Raw genomic sequence first — 21,056 nt, 5'->3', positions numbered from 1 at the left:
TTCTTCCCCCCCCGCATTTCCCCGACAGTCCCGCAAAGCCACACTCCAATGGCAATTTCTGCCATTGGAGCCCGCCATCGCCACGATGAACGTCTCCCTCCCCGACCAGCTCAGGGAATTCGTCGAGCAGGAAGTCCGCGAAGGGGGCTTCGCCAGCACGTCGGACGGCATGCGCGACATGATCCGCCAGCGCCAGCGTGAAAAGGCGGCGGAATTCCTGCGCCAACTCATCGCCGGAGGGCTGGCGTCCGGGCCGGCGGAGCCGGTGTCGAAGGAAACCTTCGCCCGGATGCGCAAGGAACTGGGGGAGCGCCTGGTCCGTGAAGCCGGTGGAGTGGCGGCCCCGGGCCCGTCTCGACGTGGCGGAAACAGCGTACTGGTACGCGCAACAGGGAGGCCTGCCATTGGCGGAACGCTTGCTGGCGCAGGTGGAGTCTCCGGCGGCAGCCACATCGAGCTGGTCGAGAACAAGCGATCCCGGTGGACGCCTGCTACCAGGGCTGGCAGGAGTCGCTTGAACTGCTGGCGAAGCTGGTGGAACCGGAGATCACGGACGGCGCCTGAGCCGGGTACAGCGCGACGCCGCGCCTCAGGCAGCCTCTCCGTACTCGAAGGCGGGGTCCGCTGCGCGCCCGTGCACGACCTCCCAGCCGAGCATGGCCAGGCCGACGGTGCGTGGAATCGGCCTGGCGCCGCTACGGTAGTACGCGAGCATCCGCCTGCTCACATCCAACGCCTCGGCTGCAGCATCGAGCGTCAAACCGTGGTGCGCCATCCAGACCAGCAGTTGCTGGTGAGAGAATCCACCGGCCTGCTCCACCCCGAGTGCGCGGAGGTTGTCGCTGGCCAGGGCCAATCTGTCGTCGTCGGCAAAGATGACCCCGCGACGCCACTCGTCCAGCGCGACCCGCGTGAACACCGACGGATCGGCCAGTGGAGCAAGCACCGGATGGCGGGCGATCGTCCCGGCGAGATCGACATCGAGCGCCTGACCGTCGGCAAAGTCGAGCTTCAACCGCGTGGCGCCGGTGACCGCAACCCGCCTGATAAGGAACTGCGGCTGGTTCATGGATTCAGCTCCCGCCAGGTGGCCTCGAGCACCGGTCTGTTGGCTGCCGCCCACTCGATGGCTGCTGCGAGTCCGCGCGGCGCGATCGCGCTGGACAGCGGCCGAAGCGAAGTGATTTCGACCAGCGCCTCGCGGCCGTCGCGCAGGCGGACCTGGAAATGCGGCGGCTGGTGGTCTGCTGCGTACATGGTGAGGGTGCAGCCGGACAGGCGGGCGAGTGTTGGCATTGATAATAGTGCAATGATTGCACTTTTAACATAGCGTTCGAAGACTTGCCCGCCAGCGTCCTCCCGGGGGCTGCCCGGTTCCATGGAACAATGCCTGCCTGAACTCTCCGGTGTTTGCGCAATGTCCCGTCAGCCCAATCCCCACCTCCCCGCTCCCCAACTGCGCGTCCCCGCCACTTACATGCGCGGCGGCACCTCCAAGGGCGTGTTCTTCCGCCTGGACGACCTGCCCGAGGCCGCGCGCGTGCCCGGCCCGGCGCGAGATGCCCTGCTGATGCGCGTGATCGGCTCGCCCGACCCCTACGGCAAGCACACCGACGGCATGGGCGGCGCGACCTCGTCGACCAGCAAGTGCGTGATCATCTCCAGCTCCACGCGGCCCGGCCACGACGTCGACTACCTCTACGGCCAGGTCTCGATCGACACCGCGTTCGTCGACTGGTCGGGCAACTGCGGCAATCTCAGCACCGCGGTCGGTCCGTTCGCGATCGCCAACGGTTTCATCGACCCCGCGCGCCTGCCGCAGGACGGCACCTTCGCCGTGCGCGTGTGGCAGGCCAACATCGGCAAGACCATCGTGGTGCACGTGCCGCTGGCGAACGGCGAGGTGCAGGAAACCGGCGACTTCGAGCTGGACGGCGTGACCTTCCCGGCGGCCGAGATCGTGCTCGAGTTCATGGATCCGTCCGACGACGATGGCGACGGCGGCGCGATGTTCCCCACCGGCCAGCTCGTCGACGAACTCGACGTGCCGGGCCTCGGCACGCTGCCGGCCACCATGATCAGCGCCGGCATCCCCACCGTCTTCGTCAATGCGTCCGACATCGGCTACGACGGCACCGAGCTGCAGCCGGCGATCAACGAGGACCGCGCGGCGCTCGCCACGCTGGAGGCGATCCGCGTTGCCGGCGCGCTGCGCATGGGCCTGATCCAGGCGCCGGAAGAAGCTGCCACCCGCCAGCACACGCCCAAGGTCGCGTTCGTGGCGCCGCCCAAGGGCTACGTCGCCTCCAGCGGCAAGGCCGTCGCCGCCGCCGACATCGACCTCAACGTGCGCGCGCTGTCGATGGGCAAACTGCACCACGCGATGATGGGCACCTGCGCGGTGGCCATCGGCACCGCGGCGGCGATTCCCGGGACGCTGGTGAACCTGGCGGCCGGCGGCGGCGCCCGCGACGCCGTGCGCTTCGGGCACCCGTCCGGCACGCTGCGAGTGGGCGCCGAGGCCGCCGAAGTCGACGGCCGCTGGACCGCCACCAAGGCGATCATGAGCCGCAGCGCGCGCGTGCTGATGGAAGGCGCGGTGCGCGTGCCCGCCGGAACGATGGAGTGAGTGCCATGGACATCTTCAAGGTCTTCACCATCGAGTCCGCGCACCGGCTGCCGAACGTGCCGAAGGGCCACAAGTGCTCGCGCCTGCACGGGCATTCGTTCCGGATCGAGCTGCACGTCTCCGGCGAGCCCGGCGCCGACACCGGCTGGGTGATGGACTTCGCCGACATCAAGGCCGCGTTCAAGCCGCTGTACGAGCAGCTTGACCACCAGTACCTCAACGACATTCCGGGGCTGGAGAACCCGACCAGCGAGCGGCTGGCGGCGTGGATCTGGGAGCGGCTGCGGCCGGCGTTGCCGCAGCTGTCCGAGGTGGTGGTGCATGAGACCTGCACTTCGGGCTGCCGCTATCGCGGCCCGACGCCATAACGCCGCCCTGCCCGACGCCAAACACCCCCCAGTAGGAACGGCTGCAGCCGCGACCCGAGCGCGACCTCCGACTCGACCGCAATCCCGGGTCGCGGCTGTAGCCGCTCCTACAGGCGCGCGGCATTCGGGCGCACGGCGCACGGCGCCCGGACACGCGGCGCAGCGCCGGCTGAACGCACCGAGGAACGGTTGTTGCACCGCAACATCGGGCGGGTTATGCTGCACCGCACAAACCGGCAATCCCTGCCGGACACCAGCAGGAGCCCGCCATGTACCAGAACATCAACGAGCAGTTCGCCAGCACCGCGCGCCAGTTCGCCGACACCGCCGCCCAGGTCAACCGCCTGGCCCTGGCCGGTGCCGAGAAGGCCTTCGGCCTGCAGCTGTCGACCCTCGAGCAGAACACCAACGCCGCCTTCGCCTTCTGGGGCGAGCTGGCCGAGGTCCGCGACTTCGACGGCCTGAAGGCCGTGTGGCCGAAGGGCGTCCAGACCGCCCGCGAGAGCCTCGAGCGCTCGGTCAGCGCCGGCCAGGAAGTCTTCGGCCAGGCCGTGGCCACCAACGAGGCCATCGCGCAGATCGCGAAGGGCCAGGTCGAGGCCGCCCAGGCCAAGGCCGAGGAAGCCGTGCAGACCGCCACCAAGGCGGCCACCGGCAAGGGCCGCAAGTAAGCAACGGCGTCAAGGGTTCCGGCAACGGAACCGGGGCACGCGCGCTCCTCTCCCCGCGCGTCGCCCCACACACCGGACCCGGCAGCGAAGGCTGCCGGGTTTTTTCGTGCCTCAGTCCTTCGCCAGCGCCTTGGCCGGCGCGGCATCATCCAGCCGCTCGCCCAGCACGCGACGCACGCTGACGAAGAACACCGGGATCAGCAGCAGGCCGAGGAAGGTCGCGAACAGCATGCCGCCGATCACGCCCGTGCCCAGCGCATGGCGCGCGTTGGCGCCGGCGCCGGTAGACAGCGCCATCGGCAGCACGCCCATGATGAAGGCGAACGACGTCATCAGGATCGGGCGGAAGCGCATGCGCGCGGCCTCGACCACCGCCTCGCGCAGCGGCTTGCCGTTGGCGCGCTCCAGCACCGCGAACTCGATGATCAGGATCGCGTTCTTCGCCGCCAGGCCGATCACCGTGACCATGCCGATCTTGAAGAAGATGTCGTTCGACAGCCCCGGACGCAGCATGGTGAACACCACCGCGCCCAGGATGCCCAGCGGCACGATCAGCAGCACCGCCACCGGGATCGACCAGCTCTCGTACAGCGCGGCCAGGCACAGGAACACCACCACCACCGACAGCACCAGCAGCAGCGTTGCGGTGTTGCCGGCGATGATCTCCTGGTAGGACATGCCGGCCCAGTCGTAGCCGAAACCCGCGGGCAGCTCTTCGTCGACGATGCGCTCCATCGCGGCCATGGCCTCGCCCGAACTGTGCCCCGGCGCCTGCGAGCCGACGATGTTCACCGCCGAGTAGCCGTTGTAGCGGGTCAGCGACGGCGTGCTCATGGTCCACTGCGCATCGACCACGTTGGACAGCGGGATCATGCTCCGCTCGCCTTCGGCGCCGATCGGGCCGGGCGTGTAGTAGCGCGCCAGCGAGCCGGGATCGGTGCGGTAGGGCGCGTCGGCGCGCATGTTGACGCGCTTCACGCGGCCATCGGCGAAGTAGTCGTTGACGTACACCGGCGCCAGCATCAGCTGGATCGCGTTGTAGATGTCGCTGACCGACAGCCCCATCGCCTGCGCCTGCACGCGGTCGACGGTGAGCTTGAGCTGCGGCGCGTCCTCGAGCGTGTTCGGGCGCACCGCGGTCAGCGCCGCATCCTGCGCCGCCGCGCCCAGCAGCTGGTTGCGCGCGGAGGTGAGCGCCTCGCGGCCGAGGCCGGCACGGTCCTGCAGGTACATGTCGAAGCCGCCGAACTGGCCCAGGCCCTGCACCGTCGGCAGGTTCACGACGAAGATCTGCGCATCGCGGATGCCGTACAGCGCGCCGTTGGCGGCCTGCAGGAAGTCCTGCACCGTGCCCTCGCGCTCGCCCCAGTCCTTGAGCTTGATGAAGGCCATGCCGACGTTCTCGCCCTGGCCGATGAAGCTGAAGCCGGCCACCTGCATCATGCTTTCGTAGCCGTCGACCTGCTCCAGCGTCGCGCGCACGTCCTCGAACACGGCCTGGGTGCGCTGCAGGGTGGAGCCCGGCGGCAGCTGCACGATCGCCATGGCGTAGCCCTGGTCCTCCTCGGGCAGGAAGCTGCCCGGCAGGCGCGTGAACAGCAGGCCGGTGGCCACCACCAGTACCGCGAACACCAGCATCCAGCGCGGCGCGTGGCCGATCGCGCTGCCGATGTGGCGCACGTAGACCGCCGCCACCCGGTCGTAGTACCGGTTGAAGGTGCGGTAGACCACGTTCTGGCGCTTGCCGCCGCCCTCGCCGTCGCCATGGTGCACGTCGGAAGCCTTGAGGAAGCTCGCGCACAGCGCCGGGGTGAAGCCCAGCGCCAGGAACGCCGAGAACGCCATCGCCACCGCGATGGTGATCGCGAACTGCTTGTAGATCTCGCCCGAGGCGCCACCCTGCAGCGCGCTGGGGATGAACACTGCCGCCAGCACCAGGGTGATCGCGACCACCGCGCCGGTGATCTGGTCCATCGCCTTGATCGTGGCCTCGCGCGGCGGCAGGCCCTCCTCGGTCATGATGCGCTCGACGTTCTCGATCACCACGATCGCGTCGTCGACCACGATGCCGATCGCCAGCACCATCGCGAACAGGGTCAGCTGGTTGACGGTGAAGCCGATGATGCTCAGGCCCAGGAAGGTGCCCAGCAGCGCGATCGGGATCACCAGGGTCGGGATGATGGTGGCGCGCAGGTTCTGCAGGAACACCAGCATCACCAGGAACACCAGCACCATCGCCTCCATCAGGGTCTTGACGACTTCCTTGATGGAGATGGTCACGAAGGTGGTGCTGTCGAAGGGCGAGAACCACTCCACGCCATGCGGGAAGCTGCCCTGCAGCTCGTCCATGCGCGAGCTCACGCCCTCGGCCACGGTGAGCGCGTTGGCACCGGGCAGCAGCTGCACCGCGAAGGCGCCCGTGGGCACGCCGTTGAACCGGGTGTCGAAGCCGTAGCCGGACGCCCCGATCTCGATCCGGGCGACGTCCTTCAGCCGCACTGTGCTGCCGTCGGCATCGGCGCGCAGGATGATGTCGCCGAACTGCTCCGGCGTCGCGAAGCGGCCCTCGGCCGAGACCGTGGCGGTGAAGCCCTGGCCCTCGGGCGCGGGGTCGGCGCCGATCGAGCCGGCGGCGAACTGCACGTTCTGGCCACGCACCGCCGCCAGCACCTGGGTGGCGGACAGGCCGTAGCCCTGCATCCGGTCCGGGTTGAGCCAGATGTTCATGGCGTACTCGGAGCCGAACTGCTGGGTGCTGCCGACGCCGGGCACGCGCGAGATCTGCTCGAGCACGCTGGCGCCGATCAGGTTGTTGAGCGCGTTGCGGTCGATCGCCGGGTTCGACGAGCGCAGCGCCACCACCATCAGGAAGCCGGCGTTGGCCTTGGCCACCACCACGCCCTGCTGGGTGACCTCGCTGGGCAGTCGCGGGGTGGCCAGCGCGACCTTGTTCTGCACCTGCACCTGGGCGATGTCGGGGTCGGTGCCGGTCTGGAAGGTCAGGGTGATGCTGGCGCGGCCGGACGAGCTGGAGCTCGAGCTGAAGTACAGCAGGTTGTCGATGCCGGTGAGCTGCTGCTCGATGACCTGGGTGACCGCGCGCTCGGTGGTGGCCGCGTCGGCGCCGGGATAGCTCGCGCCCACGGTGACCTGCGGCGGCGCGACGTTGGGATACGACTCGACGCCCATGTTGAGCAGGGCGATCACGCCCGAGAGCGCGATCAGGATCGAGATGACCCAGGCGAAGACCGGATGGTCGATGAAGAAGCGAGGCATCGGCGTCAGTCCCGGCGACCGCTGGCGGCACCGTCGGCCGGCGCTGCATCGGCGGCGTCAGCCGCACTGGCGGCCGGATCCGCCGCATCCGGATCGGCTGCGCCCTCGTCCGCATCCGGCGTCGCGCCAGCGGCACCTGCCGCGCCCTGCGCGCCTGCTGCCGCTGCGGCCGTCGGCTGCCACGGCGCCGCCGTCGCCGGCTCTCCCACGCGCGCGCGCTGCAGGCCCGACACCACCACCTGGTCGCCGGCGGCCAGGCCGCTGGTCACGATCCAGTCGCCGCCGTCGGCACGCGCGGTGGCGACGTCCTTGCGGGCCACGTTGCCGTCGGCGCCGACCACCAGCACGTAGGCACCGGTGGCGTCGCGCTGCACCGCGGCCTGCGGCACCCGGAACACGCCGTGCTGCACGCCCAGCGTCGCCACCAGGGTCACGTAGGTGCCGGGCAGCAGGCGCCGGTCGGGGTTGGGCAGGGTCGCGCGCAGCGACACCGCGCCGGTGTCGGGATCGACGATGTCGCCGGAAAAATCCATTTCGCCGGGATGCGCGTAGGTGCTGCCGTCGGGCAGCAGCACCTGCACCGCCACCGGCCCGTCGCGGTCCAGCTGCATGCCGCGGATCCGGTCGAGGTCGCCGGCGGCCATGCTGAAGTTCACGTACAGCGGGTCGATCTGGTCGACCGTGGTCAGCAGCGTCGCCGTGCCCTGGCCGACCAGCGCGCCCTCGGTCACCTGCTGCTTGCCGGCGCGGCCGGCGATCGGCGCGCGCACGGTGGCGTAGCCGAGGTTGATGTTCGCGCTCTCCACCGCCGACTGCGCGGCCTGCACCGCGGCGTTGGCGCTGCGCTCGGCGGCCAGCGCGTTGTCGAGGTCGGACTGCGAGATGTACTTCTGCGGCGCCAGGCTGCGCGCGCGCGCCGCGGCGGCGCGGGCGTTGGCCTGGTTGGCCGTGGCCTGGGCCAGCGCCGCCCGGGCCTCGCCGGCGGCGGCACGCAGCGGCGCCGGATCGATCTCGAACAGCACCTGGCCTTCCTTGACGTCGCTGCCCTCCTGATAGACGCGGCGCTGGACCACGCCCGGCACGCGCGCGCGCACGTCGGCGCTGCGGTAGGGGGCCAGCCGGCCGACGAGATCGAGGCGCAGCGGCGCGTCGGTGGACTGCGCCGCCACCACGCCCAGCTCGGGCGGCGGCGGCGCCTGTGGCGCGTCCTCCCCGCCGCAGGCCGCCAGGGCCGCGAGCAGGATCGGGATCAGGGCGATGCGGCGCATGAGGGGTCCTCGGGGGAGATTCTGAACCGGGAAGTATAGCATCGGCGCGCGGCCGGTAACGTGCAGGAAGTCAGGGCCGCGCACATGCGCCCATGCTGGCACGGACGCATGTGCGGCGATGTCGAGGCGGGACGAGGGCCCGCCCCTCCTAGGCCTGCGCGGAGCGCGTCCACCCGTCTTCGGCGATGGCGCAGGCCGCGGACGACAGGGTCGACGCCAGCGCGGCCGGGTCGGCCGGCGCCGGCGCCCAGGGCAGGACGCCCAGGCAGGGGACGGGCAGCGCGTCGCGCAGCAGCGCGAGATAGTCGTGGCCGCGCCCGAAGTCCGGATCCACTGCGCTGGCGATCCAGCCGGCCAGCCGGCAGCCGTCGGCCTGGATGGCGCGCGCCGACAGCCGGGCGTGGCTCAGGCAGCCCAGGCGCAGCCCCACCACCAGCACCACCGGCAGCTCAAGCGCATGCGCGAGGTCGGCGTGCTCGATGCCGTCGGCCAGCGGCGACAGCCAGCCCCCCGCCCCTTCGACCACCACCACGTCGGCGGCCGCCGCCAGGCGGGCATGCGCCGCCAGGATGGGCGCCAGCGTGACCTCCACCTCCGCCGCGCGCGCGGCCAGCTGCGGCGCGGTCGGCTCGGGCAGCGCCCAGGGATTGACGTCGTCGTAGGCCGGCACCGGATCGCTGGCCGCCTGCAGCGCCAGCGCATCCTCGTTGCGCCATCCCGCCGGCGTCGCATCGCAGCCGGCCGCGACCGGCTTCATTCCCACCGCGCGCAGGCCGCGGGCCCGAAGCGCGTGCAGCAGGGCTGCACTGGCCAGGCTCTTGCCGACGCCGGTGTCGGTCCCGGTGACCAGGATCCCGCGCGTTAGACTCGTCTGCATGTTCACCACGCAAAGTCTAAGCGGCGACAAGCCGCAACAGTACGCCGGGCTCGCCGCCCAGGCGCGCGCCCTGCTCGCCGGCGAACGCGACCGCATCGCCAACGCCGCCAACCTGTCGGCGCTGGTCTACCACGCGCTGCCCGACCTCAACTGGGTCGGCTTCTACTTCTTCGACGGCACCGAGCTGGTGGTCGGCCCCTTCCAGGGCCAGCCCGCCTGCGTGCGCATCCCGCTCGACCGCGGCGTCTGCGGGGCCGCGGCCAGCAGCGGCGAAACCCAGCGCGTCGAGGATGTCGAAGCCTTCCCGGGCCACATCGCCTGCGACGCCGCCTCGCGCTCGGAACTGGTGGTTCCGCTGTTCCGCGACGGCGCGCTGGTCGGCGTGTTCGACCTCGACAGTCCGGTTCCGGGCCGGTTCGACGTTGATGACCAGCGGGGACTCGAGGAGATCGCGCGCGTGTATCTGGAATCGCTGGGGACATGAGCGCACCGCCGCTCAAGATGCGCAACATCGGGCCGAAATCAGCCGCCTGGCTGCGCCAGGTGGGCCTGAGGACGCCCGAGGACCTGGTCGAGGCCGGCCCCCTGGAAGCCTTCATGCGCATCAAGCGCGCCGGCTTCAAGCCCAGCCTGAACCTGCTGTACTCGCTCGAAGGCGCGCTGCGCGACTGCCACTGGCAGGACGTGCCGGAAGACCGCCGCGCGGAACTCGTGGCCGCGGCCGAGGAGGCGATCGCCGAGCTGCCGCCGCCGCGCAACCGGCCGCCAGCCGGACCGGTGAGGACCACGGTGATGCAGGCCGGGGACGGCATGGCCGAGCCACGCCCGGTCAACGAACCCGCCGACGACTGAATCAACCGCCGCTCCCGCGCGATCCCTGCCGCCAGGCGCCTGCCGCCACGTCGCCCCCTGCGACGAGGGTGCGAGGGCTTTGGCGTCGCCGCTGGCGATGGCTTAGACTGCGCGCCACTTCTGGTGACCTGCGGGGATTCCCCCAAGGGTTGAAACGGGAAGCCGGTGACCTCCCGCCCGCCACCATGGCCGGCGGAAGCATTCCGGCGCTGCCCCCGCAACGGTAAGCGTGGAACAACCCCGGCAAACCGCCACTGTGCATCGCACGGGAAGGCGCCGGGGCCGGACGCGGCGCTCGGACCACCGATCGCAGCGCCCTTCCCGCAAGCCCGGAGACCGGCCCGGAGTAATGACTGGTTGCGATGCGGAGGGCATCGCGGCGGCAGCGCGCCGTGGCCTTCCCCGCACGTCTCCTTCCGTCGCCTCCCCCTGCTCGCAGCCGCCCTGTGACCCGTCGCGCGGGCGCGCGCGACGCATGGAGACACCGATGAAGCCGCAGTTCCCGCTCCTTTCCATCGCCATCGCGCTGGCGCTTTCCCCGGCCGCGATGGCCTCCGGCGCGATCCAGGCCACCGACCTCGACACCGTCGTGGTCACCGCCACCCGCACCGCGATCAACGCCGAGGACGCCAACGTCCCGGTGCAGGTGATCGACCGCGCGGTGATCGAGCGCAGCCAGGCGACCTCGCTGCCCGAGCTGCTGCGCGGCCGCGCCGGCATCAACCTCGCCAACCAGGGCGGCCCGGGCAAGCTCACCTCGGTGTTCCTGCGCGGCACCGAATCCGACCACGTGCTGGTGCTGGTGGACGGCGTGCGCATCGGCTCGGCGACCTCGGGCATGGTGATGTTCCAGGACCTGCCGCTGGACCAGATCGAGCGCATCGAGATCGTGCGCGGCCCGCGTTCGAGCCTGTACGGCTCCGAAGCCATCGGCGGCGTGATCCAGATCTTCACCCGCCGCGCCGCGGCCGGCGAAGGCCTGCGCTCCAACTTCAGTCTGGGGCTTGGCAGCAACAGCCTGCGCCAGGCCGCCGCGGGCATCGGCAGCTCCGGCGAGCGCGGCTGGTTCCAGGCCCAGGGCGCCTGGCAGCGCACCGACGGCATCGACTCCTGCCGCGGCACCGCCGAGGGCTGGGGCGCGGGCTGCTTCGCCGACGAACCCGACCGCGACGGCTACCGCAACACCTCGGTGAGCGTGCGCGGCGGCGGCAAGCTCGGCGACACCGTGGAGCTGGAGGGCCATGCGCTGGTGGCCGACGCCTTCAACGAATACGACGGCAGCATCTTCGGCGGCAACGAGGCCGACACCCGGCAGCAGGTCTTCGGTGGCCGCCTCGGCTGGCGCCCGAACCAGGGCACCGACGTCAACGTCCGCATCGGCCGCGCCGACGACAAGTCGAACAACCACTTTTACGACCACGCCACCGGCACGCGGACCTTCGCCAGCAACTTCGAGACCCGCCGCGACACCGCCTCCGTGCAGGGCGACTTCAGCGTCGGCGAAGACCAGCTGCTCAGCGCCGGCGTCGACTGGCTGCGCGACAAGGTCACCAGCAGCACCGACTTCACCGTCAAGGACCGCGACAACACCGGCCTGTTCCTGGCGTACCAGGGCAGCTTCGGCGCGCACAGCCTGGACGCCAGCGTGCGCCACGACGACAACGAGCAGTTCGGCGGGCACTCCACCGGCAGCCTCGGCTACGGCCTGAAGTTCGGCGACGGCTTCCGCTTCACCGCCAGCGCCGGCACCGGCTTCAAGGTCCCGACCTTCAACGACCTGTACTACCCGGTCTACGGCAATCCGGACCTGGAGCCGGAGGAGTCGACGACGCTGAACCTGGGCATCGCGCAGTTCGGCCAGGGCTGGAACTGGACCTTCAACGTGTTCCAGACCGACATCGACGAGCTGATCGGCTACGACACGAACTTCGCCCTGCTCAACGTCGAAGAGGCGCGCATCCGCGGCGCCGAGCTGACCGGCTTCGTGTCGCTGGCCGGCTGGGACATCAACGCCGAGCTCAGCCACATCGACCCGCGCAACCGCAGCGCCGGCGCCAACCACGACCACTGGCTGCCGCGGCGTTCGCGCAATACCGCGCGCGTGGACGTGGACCGCGCCTTCGGCGCCTTCCGCGTGGGCGTGACCGGCTTCGGCAGCGGCGAGCGCTATGACGACGCCGCCAACCTGGTGCGCCTGGGCGGATACGGCACGCTCGACCTGCGCGTGGAGTACGCGATCAACGCCGACTGGACGCTGCAGGCGCGGGCCTCGAACGTGTTCGACCGCGAGTACGAGACCATCGCCTGGTACAACCAGCCCGGCCGCGAATACGGCCTGACGCTGCGCTACGCCCCCGCCAACTGAGCCTCGGAAGCGCGGGCTGCCCCGCGGTGCGCTGCCCCGCACCGCAAGGCGCCGCCCCACGCCCCTGTAGGAGCAGCTACAGCTGCGACCCCGACCTCGCGACGGATCACCAAAGGTCACATGGAATGTGACCTCGGAGTCGCAGCTGTAGCTGCTCCTACAGGGCGGTGTCGGACGGGGCGGTGTCGGGCGGTGAGCTGAGGGACGGCAGGGTCGACAGGTCGTCGAGCACCGCCACCGCACCCGCGCTTTCCAGGTCGAAGTCGCGCGGATAGCCGTGGCGCAGCAGCACCAGGTCCATGCCGGCGGCCTTCGCCGCGCCGGCGTCGGCCTCGGAATCGCCGACCATCAGCGTGTCCGCGGCAGCCACGCCGTGCAGCGCCGCCAGATGCAGCAGCGGCATCGCGTGCGGCTTGCGTTCGGCAAGCGTGTCGCCGCCGACGACATGCGTGAAATAACGGTCGATGCCCATGGCGTGGGCCAGCACCCGCGCCATGCGTTCGGGCTTGTTGGTCGCCATCGACATCGCCACGCCGGCGTCTGCCAGCGCTTCGAGCGCTTCGACGGTGCCGGGATAGAGGCGCGCGTGCAGCAGCAGGCAGTCCTCGTAGTGGACCATCAGCCGCGGCATCACCGCATCCACGTCGGCGGTGCTGCCGGCATGGCGCAGGGCGCTGTCGAGCAGCACTCGCGTGCCCAGGCCGATCCACGAGCGCACGGTGGCCTCGTCCTCGCGGGCGTGGCCAAGTTCGTCGAGGGTGCGGTTCACCGCCTCGGCGATGTCGGCAGCGCTGTCGACCAGGGTGCCGTCGAGGTCGAACAGCACCAGGGCATACGGAAAGGACACGCGGCGCCTCCTCGGCTTCGGGGACGCCCATTGTCGCCCCGGGCGCGGGCGCGGGGCTATCCGCGGGTGCCGCGCGCCGCCGACAGGTCCAGGCGCGTGGTCGTGCCCTGCCCCGGCCGCGATGCGATGTCCAAGGTCCAGCCGAGATGCCCGCACAGGCGCGAGATCAGGTCCAGGCCGATGCCGCCGCGCTCGCGACCGCCGCCCCCGCGCGCCATGCGCGCATAGATTGCGCTGATCTCTTCGGGCGTCATGCCGTGGCCGGGATCGTCGATGACCACGGCGCCACCGTCGACGCGGATGTCGATCGTGCCGCTGTCGCTGTTCTCGATGGCGTTGCGCAACAGGTTGCCGATCGCGGCCTGGACCACCGGCAGCGGCGCCAGGATGTCGCAGCGCGCCGGCGCGGCCAGCACCACCGCCAGGCCCTTCTCGCGCGCCATCGGCAGGTGGTCGTCGATGATCTCGGGCAGCAGCTCGGCCAGATCGATCCAGTCGCTGGACCGCGCCAGCCGCCCGGGATCCTTGGCCAGCACCAGCAGCAGCGCGATCAGCCGCTCGACTTCGTGCCCGGTGCGGCGGATGCGCGCGATCTGCTGGCGTGCCGCGTCCGGGACGCCGGGCTGCGCGGCCGCCAGCTCGGCCGCGCCGGCGATCACCGACACCGGCGTGCGCAGCTCGTGGCTCATGCTGTCGATGAAGGCCCGCTCGCGCTCGACGTACTGCTCGTTGCGCACGATGAAGTCGTTGAGCGCATCGGCGATCACCGCCAGCTCGGTGCTGGCGTCCGCGGGCAGCGCGATGCGCTGGCCGGCCCGGTCCGGGCTCAGGCCCGCGATGTCCTGCGCGAACTCGCGCATCGGCCGCATCAGCCGGTCGACGCCCCAGCCGATCGCCAGGCCCAGCAGCGCCACCATCACCAGCATCGCGGCCAGCACGCTGGCGGCGACGAAGATTTCCCGCCGCTCGAAATCGCCGATGTCCAGCGCCAGCGCCCACAGGCGGCCGTCCACCTCGCGCACCAGCACCACCCATTCCTTGCCGCCGAACACCACCTCGTCATGCAGCCCGGGCGCCAGGCCGCGCAGTGCGTCCGGCAGCGGGCTGGCGGCCTCGTCGCCGTACAGGAACAGGGTCTCGGTATCGCTCCAGCGCTCGTCGGGCGAGAGCGCGCGCCGGTCTTCGATGTGGTCGAACTCGGCCTCCAGCAGCGCCGTCCACACCAGCTGCTCGGCGCGCTCGTTGACCAGGAAGCCGTAGCCGTACACCGCCACCGAAACCAGCAGCGCGTAGGCCAGCAGCCCCTGCACCATCCGCCGCCGCAGACTGCTCCTAGCCGGCATCGTCGTCCCCGCTGGCCGGTTCGCCCAGGCGGTAGCCGATCCGCGGCAGCGTGTGCAGCAGCTTGACCGGCCACGGACCGTCGATGCTGCGCCTGAGTTCGTAGACGTGCGAGCGCAGCATGTCGCCGTCCGGCGGGTCATCACCCCACAGCGCCTGCTCCAGCCGTTCGCGCGTGACCGCCGCCGGACTGGCGCGCATCAGCACTTCCAGCAGCTTCCGGCAGGCCGGATACAGGTGCAGGCTGCGGCCGGCGCGGGTGACGTCGAGGGTGGTGAGGTCGTAGCGCAGGTCGGCCACCTCGAGCACGCGACCGCGCCCCCGGCCGCTGGCCCGGGCCACCAGGGCTTCGATGCGGACCTCGAGCTCCGGCAGCTGGAAGGGCTTGGTCAGGTAGTCGTCGGCCCCGGCGCGGAAGCCTGCGATCTTGTCGGGAAGCTCGTCGCGCGCGGTCAGCATCAGCACCGGCATGTCGTGGCCGGCCTCGCGCAGCCGCCGCAGTACCTCGCGGCCGTCCAGCCGCGGGAGCATCCAGTCCAGCACCAGGGCGTCGTAGGCCTGGGTCGAGGCGAGGTGGTAGCCGGTGGGGCCGTCCGGGGCGGCATCGAGCACGTGCCCGCGCGCTTCGAAGTAATCGAAGAGATTGGCGACCAGGCTCTGGTTGTCTTCCACGACCAGCAGGCGCATGGGAGGCTCCGGTGGGGCCGACAGGCTGCGCGCGCCGACGTCGGAACGATGTCGGAGGCGGCGCGCTCCGACGATTCTCCCACGTGCCGCCGGACACCATCGCCCGGACACCCGGTCCCCCGATGCAGACGCCGATGCCGCCGCCGCGCCCCGCCCGCACGCCGCTCCCGCCCCGCTGGCTCCTGCTGGCACTGCTGCTGTTCGCGCTGGCCGCCGGCATCGGCCTGCGCGATCCCTCGCCGCCGGACGAGCCGCGCTTCGTCCTGGCCGCCAGCGCCATGGTCGACAGCGGCGACTGGCTGCTGCCACGCCGGGGCCGCGAGTTCTATGCCGAAAAGCCCCCGGTCTTCATGTGGATGCAGGCGGCCGCCTGGACCCTGGTCCGCGACTGGCGGGTGGCGTTCCTGCTGCCGTCGCTGCTGGCGGCGCTGGCGACGCTGTGGCTGGTGCGGCGCACGGGCGCGCGGCTGTGGTCGCCGCGGCACGGGCCGTGGGCGGCGGCGGCGCTGTTCGTCTGCCTGCAGTTCGGCCTGCAGGCCAAGCGCGCGCAGATCGACATGGTGCTGGTGCTGATGACCACGCTGTCGCTGTGCGCGCTGCTGCGCTACCTGCTGGACGGATACCGGCGGCGCTGGCTGGCGCTGGGCCTGTTCGCGGCCGGGCTCGGCACCGTCACCAAGGGCGTGGGCTTCCTGCCGGTGCTGGTGCTGCTGCCCTGGCTGTGGCCGGGGCTGCGACGGCGGTGGCCACGTCGGCCCGGTGCGCGCGTCGCCGGCGATGCGGCCCTCGGGCTGGCCGCCTTCGCCGCGGGCGCGGCGGTCTGGCTGGCACCGCTGGGCATCGCGCTGCTGCGCCAGCCCGACCCCGCACTGCAGGCCTATGCGCACGAGCTGCTGTTCCGCCAGACCGGCACCCGCTACGTCAACGCCTGGCACCACGTGCAGCCGCCCTGGTACTACGCGCAGGTGATCGCGACCCTGTGGCTGCCGGGCGCCCTGCTGCTGCCCTGGCTGCTGCCGGCCTGGTGGCGGCGCCTGCGCCGCGGCGATCCGCGCCACGCGCTGCTGCTGGGCTGGGCGGCCCTGGTGCTGCTGTTCTTCTCGCTGAGCCCGGGCAAGCGCGAGGTCTACATCTTTCCCGCGCTGCCCGCGCTCTGCTTGGCCGCGGCGCCGCTGCTGCCGGCGCTGCTGCGGCGCGCCGGCGTGCAGTGGCTGCTGTCGGGCTGGCTGCTGCTGTGCGGCGCGCTGCTGCTGGGCGCCGCCGGCAGCGGCCTGTCCGACGCCGACTGGGCGACGCGGCTGGGTGGAACCCGGGGCATCGCGCCGGCCGACATGCGCGCTTTCCTTTGGGCACTGGGCGCACTCGGTGCCGCGGCCTGGGCGCTGGCCGCGGCCTTCCGCGGGCCGCGCGTGGGCTCCGGCCTGCTGCTGTTCACGGCCCTGCTGTGGGCCAGCTACGGGCTGGTGCTGGCGCCGGCGCTGGATGATTCGAGCTCGGGGCGGGCGCTGATGCGCGACGTCTCGGCGCGCATCGGCGTGCAGGGCGAACTCGGCGCGATCGCCTGGCGCGAGCAGCACATGCTGCAGGCCGGGCGCCCGATGCAGGAGTTCGGCTTCAAACAGCCGCTGCACCTGCAGTGGCGCGAAGCCGCGGACTGGGTGGCGGCGGCGCCGGAGCGGCGCTGGCTCTGGATGCCGGAGCCCGCGCTGGGGCCCTGCGTCGACCGCGGCCGCGCGCGGATGATCGGCCATGCCAGCCGGCAGGACTGGTGGCTGGTGCCCGGGACCGCGGTCGATCCGCAGTGCCAGGCGCCGCCATTCGCCGGGGACATTGATTAACGAAGCGCCAACATCGCTCCAACGGCTCTCCGACAGCGGCGCCCGGATCATTCCGCCACCCCACGCTGCCGACGCCTGCGATGCCCACCACCATCTCCACCATGCACCCCGCAAAAGGCGGCCTGATGGCATGCAGGACCGTCTGGGCGGGGGTGGTCATGGCCGCCACGTGCATCGGCGATAGATGGCAGCGGCATGCGCCGGCGGAGCGCGCGCCTTGAGCATCGTCGCACTGTCGCGGTGGCATCCGCACCAGGTCAATGCGCGGATGCTCGCGTGGCGGCCCACCCTTTCCACCGAAGCCCTGGCGCTTTGGGCCAGCCTCTATTTCGTCCTCGCCGGCAACGTGCCGTTCTGGCGCGCGGTGTTCGCAACCGGCGCGCTCGCCGGTGTCTCGGGCGCGCTCGCGGCGGCGTCCCTCCTTGCGCTCGTCTTCGCCCTGCAGGCCTTCCTGTTCTGCGTCCTGCTGCATGGGCGCATGGCGCGGCCGGTGCTGGGGGTGCTGCTGCTGGCCGGTGCCGCGGCCAACCACTACATGACTGCGTACGGCGTCTACTTCGACACCGACATGGTGCGCAACGTGCTTCATACCGACGCTTTCGAGGCCCGCGAGCTGCTGACGTGGAGCCTGCTGCCGGCCTTGGTCGCATACGCCGGCCTGCCGCTGCTGCTGCTGGCGCGCGTCCGCCTGCTGCGGCGACGACCGGCACGCGCGGCGGTCGTACGGCTGGGCGTCATGGCGGCCCTGGCCCTGCTCGCCGCCGGCAGTGCGCTTGCCGGCTTCCAGGACCTGTCAGCGCTGATGCGCAACCACCGCGAACTGCGCCACCTGATCACGCCCGGCAACGTGGTGGTGGCCACCGCCACCGTCATCCACGGAGACCGCGCGGCGAAGGGACCACGCCGCGTCCTCGGCCGCGATGCCGTGGTCGCCGCCCGCCCGCTCCACGCCAGGCCCCGCCTGCTGGTGCTGGTGGTCGGCGAGACCACGCGCGCGCAGAACTGGGGCCTGAACGGTTACGCACGCCAGACCACGCCGCGCCTCGCCATGTCCAACGTGATCAACTTCGGCGACGTCACCGCCTGCGGCACCAGTACCGAAGTGTCGCTGCCGTGCATGTTCTCTCCCGATGGCCGGGCGGGATACGACAAGGCGCTCCTCGACAACTCCGAGTCGCTGCTGCATGTACTCGAGCATGCCGGCGTGCACGTGCTGTGGCGCGACAACCAGTCCGGCTGCAAGGGCGTCTGCACCGGCCTGGAGATCGACACCATGCGTGCCACCGCGGCCGGTGCCCACTGCGCCTCGCACGGGTGCTACGACGGGATCCTGCTCGACGGGCTGGATGCCGCGATCGACCGCGTCCCCGGCGACCAGGTGATCGTGCTGCACCAGCTCGGGAACCACGGTCCGGCCTACCACGCCCGCACGCCGCTGCACCTGCGACGCTTCCGTCCCACCTGCGACAGCGACGACCTCGGCCACTGCAGTCGCGAACAGGTGGTGAACAGCTACGACAACGCGGTACTGGCGACCGACGACCTGCTCGCCGACGTGATCACCCTGCTTGCCCGCCGCCAGGACCGCGACAGCGCCCTCCTCTACGTGTCCGATCACGGTGAGTCGCTCGGCGAGAACGGCCTGTACCTGCACGGCCTGCCCTGGGCGATCGCACCGGAGACGCAGAAGAAGGTGCCGATGGTGGCCTGGCTGTCGCCGGGGCTGGTCGCGGCCCGCCATGCCGACCTGTCCTGCCTGCGAGCGAGCGCCACCGCGCCGGCGAGCCACGACCAGCTCTTCCACTCGGTGCTTGGTTTGTTCGGGGTACGCACCTCGCTCTACCACAGTGACGACGATCTCTTTTCGGGATGCAGCACATGACCATGAACCTCCCCTCCTCGCGGCGTCCGCTGCCGCCGGCGCTCAGCGTCGTCGTGCCCGCCTACAACGAAGCCGACAACCTGCCCGCCCTGCTCGACGAGATCGACGCCGCCCTGCGCCACGTCACCCGCTACGAGATCGTCTGCGTTGACGACGCCTCCGACGACGACACCGCCGCGGCGCTGGCCGCCTGTGCCGCGAACCGCCCGCAGCTGCGCGTGCTCCGCCACCGCGCGCGCAGCGGCCAGAGCGCCGCGCTGCGCACCGGGGTCAAGGCCGCGCGGGCGGACTGGGTCGCGACCCTCGACGGCGACGGCCAGAACGATCCCGCCGACCTGCCGCGGCTGTTGCAGGCACGCGCGGACGCCGACGACAGCGTGCGCCTGTTCGCCGGCTGGCGCGTGCGGCGCGAGGATTCCGCCAGCAAGCGCTGGGCCTCGCGCATCGCCAACGCGATCCGCACCCGGCTGCTGCACGACGCCACCCCGGACACCGGCTGCGGGATCAAACTGTTCGCGCGCGACGCCTTCCTCGACCTGCCCGCCTTCGACCACATGCACCGCTTCCTGCCGGCGCTGATGCAGCGCGCGGGCTGGCGCACGCTCAGCGTGCCGGTGAACCACCGCCCGCGCCGCCACGGCCAGAGCAAGTACGACAACCTCGGCCGCGCACTGGTCGGCATCAGCGACCTGCGCGGCGTGCTGTGGCTGCTGCGGCGCAACCCCTGCGCAGTCGCCGACGAACGCATCATCCGCAGCACGGAGCTGCTGTCATGAACGGGACCATCGAAGCACTCGCATGGACCGGCATCGCGCTGACACCGTGGAAGCTGGTCGGCCTGGCCGGCGCCCTGCTGTTCGGCGCGCGCTGGCTGGTGCAGTTCGGCGCCTCGCGCCGCGCCGGGCGCGCGGTGGTGCCACGCAGCTTCTGGATCATCAGCCTCTGCGGCAGCGCGATGACGCTGTCGTACTTCCTGTTCTCGGACAAGCAGGACGCCGTGGGCGTGCTGCAGAACCTGCTGCCGGCGCTCACCGCGGCCTACAGCCTGTGGCTGGAGCTGCGCCCGACGCGCGCCGCGCCCGCTCAGGCGGATGCGAACAGCGGCGCCTGGACCGGCACTTCGTCGGCGTCGCGGAATCCGGCCAGGCCGACGCCGGCCAGCCGGTAGCGGGTCGAGGCCGGCAGCTGCACGCGCTCGCGCAGCGCCAGCGCGATGGCGACGAACTCCGCCTCCGACGCGGGCGGCGCGTCGGGCGTGAAGCTGCGGGTCAGGATGCGGAAGTCCGACGTCTTGAGCTTCAGCACCACCGTGCGGCCAACGCGCTCGGTCTTCCGGGTCGCGGCCCAGGCCTTGGCGGCCAGCGCCTCGATCGCCGGACCCAGCTCGTCCAGGCGCAGGTCGCTGGCGAAGGTGTCCTCGGTGGAAATCGACTGCACCGGCTGGTCGGGTTCGACCGGGCGCTCGTCGATGCCGCGGGCGCGCCGGTACAGGCCGGCGCCGAAGCGGCCGAAGCGCGCCTGCAGCTCCTCCAGCGCGAAGCCGCGCAGTTCGCCGACGGTGGCCACGCCGATGTCGGCCAGCTTCTTCTCCATCACCTTGCCCACGCCGGGGATCTTCGACACCGGCAGTGGCGTCAGGAAGGCCTCGACCTGCGACGGCTTCACCACGAACAGCCCGTCGGGCTTGTTCCAGTCGGAGGCGATCTTGGCGAGGAACTTGTTCGGCGCGACGCCCGCCGACGCGGTAAGCGAGGTCGCCTCGCGGATCTCGGCGCGGATCATGCGCGCGGACTCGGTGGCGCTGGGCGAGGCGACCTTCGGCGCGGTCACGTCGAGGTAGGCCTCGTCCAGCGACAGCGGTTGCACCAGGTCGGTGTGGCGCAGGAAGATCTCCCGCACCTGCTTCGACACCGCCTTGTAGCGCGCGAAGTCCGGCGGCACGAACACCGCCTCCGGGCACAGCCGCTCGGCGCGCGCGGCCGGCATCGCCGAGCGCACGCCGAACACCCGCGCCTCGTACGACGCCGCGCACACCACCGAGCGCGCGCCGCGCCAGGCCACCACCACCGGGCGGCCGCGCAGGCCGGGATCGTCGCGCTGCTCCACCGACGCGTAGAAGGCGTCCATGTCGATGTGGAGGATCTTGCGCATGGCC

At 71.4% G+C, this 21,056-nt stretch carries 18 protein-coding genes, 2 pseudogenes and 1 riboswitch; of the genes and pseudogenes, 11 read left to right on the top strand and 9 right to left on the bottom strand.

From position 1 onward, the window contains the following. Window positions 1-85: 85 nt before the first annotated feature. Window positions 86-271: pseudogene (locus tag IE168_RS14540) on the top strand (type II toxin-antitoxin system ParD family antitoxin); the annotation flags it as partial. Between the two features lie 318 nt (window positions 272-589). Here IE168_RS14540 and IE168_RS09655 read toward each other — a convergent pair. Beyond that, the gene (locus tag IE168_RS09655) at window positions 590-1,069 is read right to left on the bottom strand and encodes a DUF2442 domain-containing protein (protein ID WP_189497679.1); all 480 of its coding nucleotides are present in this window, start codon (window positions 1,067-1,069) and stop codon (window positions 590-592) included. Further along, complete coding sequence (locus IE168_RS09650; protein ID WP_229823356.1) at window positions 1,066-1,296, bottom strand: DUF4160 domain-containing protein; 231 nt, start codon at window positions 1,294-1,296, stop codon at window positions 1,066-1,068. Before IE168_RS09650 ends, IE168_RS09655 begins: the two co-directional genes overlap by 4 nt. A 121-nt stretch (window positions 1,297-1,417) precedes the next feature. Here IE168_RS09650 and prpF point away from each other — a divergent pair, with 121 nt between their 5' ends. The 3 genes from prpF (at window position 1,418) to IE168_RS09635 (ending at window position 3,668) form a co-directional block, all read left to right on the top strand. After that, complete coding sequence (gene prpF, locus IE168_RS09645) at window positions 1,418-2,629, top strand: 2-methylaconitate cis-trans isomerase PrpF (protein WP_189497677.1); 1,212 nt, start codon at window positions 1,418-1,420, stop codon at window positions 2,627-2,629. A gap of 5 nt (window positions 2,630-2,634) precedes the next feature. Next, on the top strand, window positions 2,635-2,997 hold the full coding sequence (gene queD, locus IE168_RS09640; RefSeq protein WP_189497675.1) for a 6-carboxytetrahydropterin synthase QueD: 363 nt from the start codon (window positions 2,635-2,637) through the stop codon (window positions 2,995-2,997). 269 nt (window positions 2,998-3,266) lie between these two features. Further along, on the top strand, window positions 3,267-3,668 hold the full coding sequence (locus tag IE168_RS09635) for a phasin family protein (RefSeq protein ID WP_189497672.1): 402 nt from the start codon (window positions 3,267-3,269) through the stop codon (window positions 3,666-3,668). A gap of 111 nt (window positions 3,669-3,779) precedes the next feature. Here IE168_RS09635 and IE168_RS09630 read toward each other — a convergent pair whose 3' ends face one another. The 3 genes from IE168_RS09630 to bioD all read right to left on the bottom strand — a co-directional run bounded on the left by IE168_RS09630 (window position 3,780) and on the right by bioD (window position 9,089). Continuing rightward, complete coding sequence (locus tag IE168_RS09630) at window positions 3,780-6,944, bottom strand: multidrug efflux RND transporter permease subunit (protein WP_189497670.1); 3,165 nt, start codon at window positions 6,942-6,944, stop codon at window positions 3,780-3,782. 5 nt (window positions 6,945-6,949) lie between these two features. Next, a complete protein-coding gene (locus IE168_RS09625) occupies window positions 6,950-8,212 on the bottom strand; it encodes an efflux RND transporter periplasmic adaptor subunit (RefSeq protein WP_189497668.1) in 1,263 nt (420 codons plus the stop codon). 148 nt (window positions 8,213-8,360) lie between these two features. Beyond that, the gene (gene bioD, locus IE168_RS09620; RefSeq protein WP_189497838.1) at window positions 8,361-9,089 is read right to left on the bottom strand and encodes a dethiobiotin synthase; all 729 of its coding nucleotides are present in this window, start codon (window positions 9,087-9,089) and stop codon (window positions 8,361-8,363) included. Here bioD and IE168_RS09615 point away from each other — a divergent pair. From IE168_RS09615 to btuB, 3 genes are all read left to right on the top strand, one after another. Beyond that, window positions 9,088-9,573, top strand: coding sequence for a GAF domain-containing protein (locus IE168_RS09615; protein ID WP_189497666.1), 486 nt, complete (start codon window positions 9,088-9,090; stop codon window positions 9,571-9,573). The two genes, bioD and IE168_RS09615, sit on opposite strands and share 2 nt — an antisense overlap. Continuing rightward, complete coding sequence (locus IE168_RS09610; RefSeq protein ID WP_189497664.1) at window positions 9,570-9,941, top strand: TfoX/Sxy family protein; 372 nt, start codon at window positions 9,570-9,572, stop codon at window positions 9,939-9,941. The genes IE168_RS09615 and IE168_RS09610 overlap by 4 nt, the downstream gene beginning before the upstream one ends. Before the next feature lie 104 nt (window positions 9,942-10,045). Continuing rightward, window positions 10,046-10,300, top strand: a riboswitch (cobalamin riboswitch). 128 nt (window positions 10,301-10,428) lie between these two features. Further along, window positions 10,429-12,306 (top strand): TonB-dependent vitamin B12 receptor, encoded by a 1,878-nt coding sequence (gene btuB / locus IE168_RS09605; RefSeq protein ID WP_189497662.1) that lies wholly within the window; start codon window positions 10,429-10,431, stop codon window positions 12,304-12,306. 157 nt (window positions 12,307-12,463) lie between these two features. On the opposite strand, the gene gph is transcribed toward btuB, so the two are convergent. Genes gph through IE168_RS09590 form a run of 3 tightly spaced genes read right to left on the bottom strand, consistent with a single transcriptional unit; the run spans window position 12,464 to window position 15,181 of the window. Beyond that, a complete protein-coding gene (gph, locus tag IE168_RS09600) occupies window positions 12,464-13,153 on the bottom strand; it encodes a phosphoglycolate phosphatase (RefSeq protein WP_189497660.1) in 690 nt (229 codons plus the stop codon). Between the two features lie 56 nt (window positions 13,154-13,209). Beyond that, window positions 13,210-14,496: a sensor histidine kinase gene (locus tag IE168_RS09595; protein ID WP_189497658.1), complete on the bottom strand. Its 1,287-nt coding sequence runs from the start codon at window positions 14,494-14,496 to the stop codon at window positions 13,210-13,212. Then, a complete protein-coding gene (locus IE168_RS09590; RefSeq protein WP_189497656.1) occupies window positions 14,486-15,181 on the bottom strand; it encodes a response regulator transcription factor in 696 nt (231 codons plus the stop codon). The genes IE168_RS09595 and IE168_RS09590 overlap by 11 nt, the downstream gene beginning before the upstream one ends. Before the next feature lie 122 nt (window positions 15,182-15,303). Between IE168_RS09590 and IE168_RS09585 the strand changes: the two genes are divergently transcribed. The 4 genes and pseudogenes from IE168_RS09585 to IE168_RS09570 form a co-directional block, all read left to right on the top strand. Next, window positions 15,304-17,019, top strand: coding sequence for an ArnT family glycosyltransferase (locus IE168_RS09585; RefSeq protein WP_425490151.1), 1,716 nt, complete (start codon window positions 15,304-15,306; stop codon window positions 17,017-17,019). 268 nt (window positions 17,020-17,287) lie between these two features. Next, the gene (locus IE168_RS09580) at window positions 17,288-18,901 is read left to right on the top strand and encodes a phosphoethanolamine transferase (protein ID WP_229823387.1); all 1,614 of its coding nucleotides are present in this window, start codon (window positions 17,288-17,290) and stop codon (window positions 18,899-18,901) included. A 2-nt stretch (window positions 18,902-18,903) separates the two neighbouring features. Continuing rightward, window positions 18,904-19,677 carry a glycosyltransferase gene (locus IE168_RS09575; protein WP_189497834.1) on the top strand — a complete coding sequence of 258 codons (774 nt, stop codon included), beginning with the start codon at window positions 18,904-18,906 and terminating at the stop codon, window positions 19,675-19,677. Next, window positions 19,674-19,964: pseudogene (locus tag IE168_RS09570) on the top strand (lipid-A-disaccharide synthase N-terminal domain-containing protein); the annotation flags it as partial. The gene IE168_RS09575 and the pseudogene IE168_RS09570, both read left to right, overlap by 4 nt. A 20-nt stretch (window positions 19,965-19,984) precedes the next feature. On the opposite strand, the gene dinB reads toward IE168_RS09570, so the two are convergent. Next, complete coding sequence (gene dinB / locus IE168_RS09565) at window positions 19,985-21,052, bottom strand: DNA polymerase IV (protein WP_189497651.1); 1,068 nt, start codon at window positions 21,050-21,052, stop codon at window positions 19,985-19,987. Window positions 21,053-21,056 lie beyond the last annotated feature (4 nt).

The sequence above is a fragment of the Luteimonas padinae genome (genome assembly GCF_014652935.1).
GTDB classification, from domain to species: Bacteria; Pseudomonadota; Gammaproteobacteria; order Xanthomonadales; family Xanthomonadaceae; genus Luteimonas; species Luteimonas padinae.
This window is presented reverse-complemented; position numbering and strand designations above follow the sequence as displayed.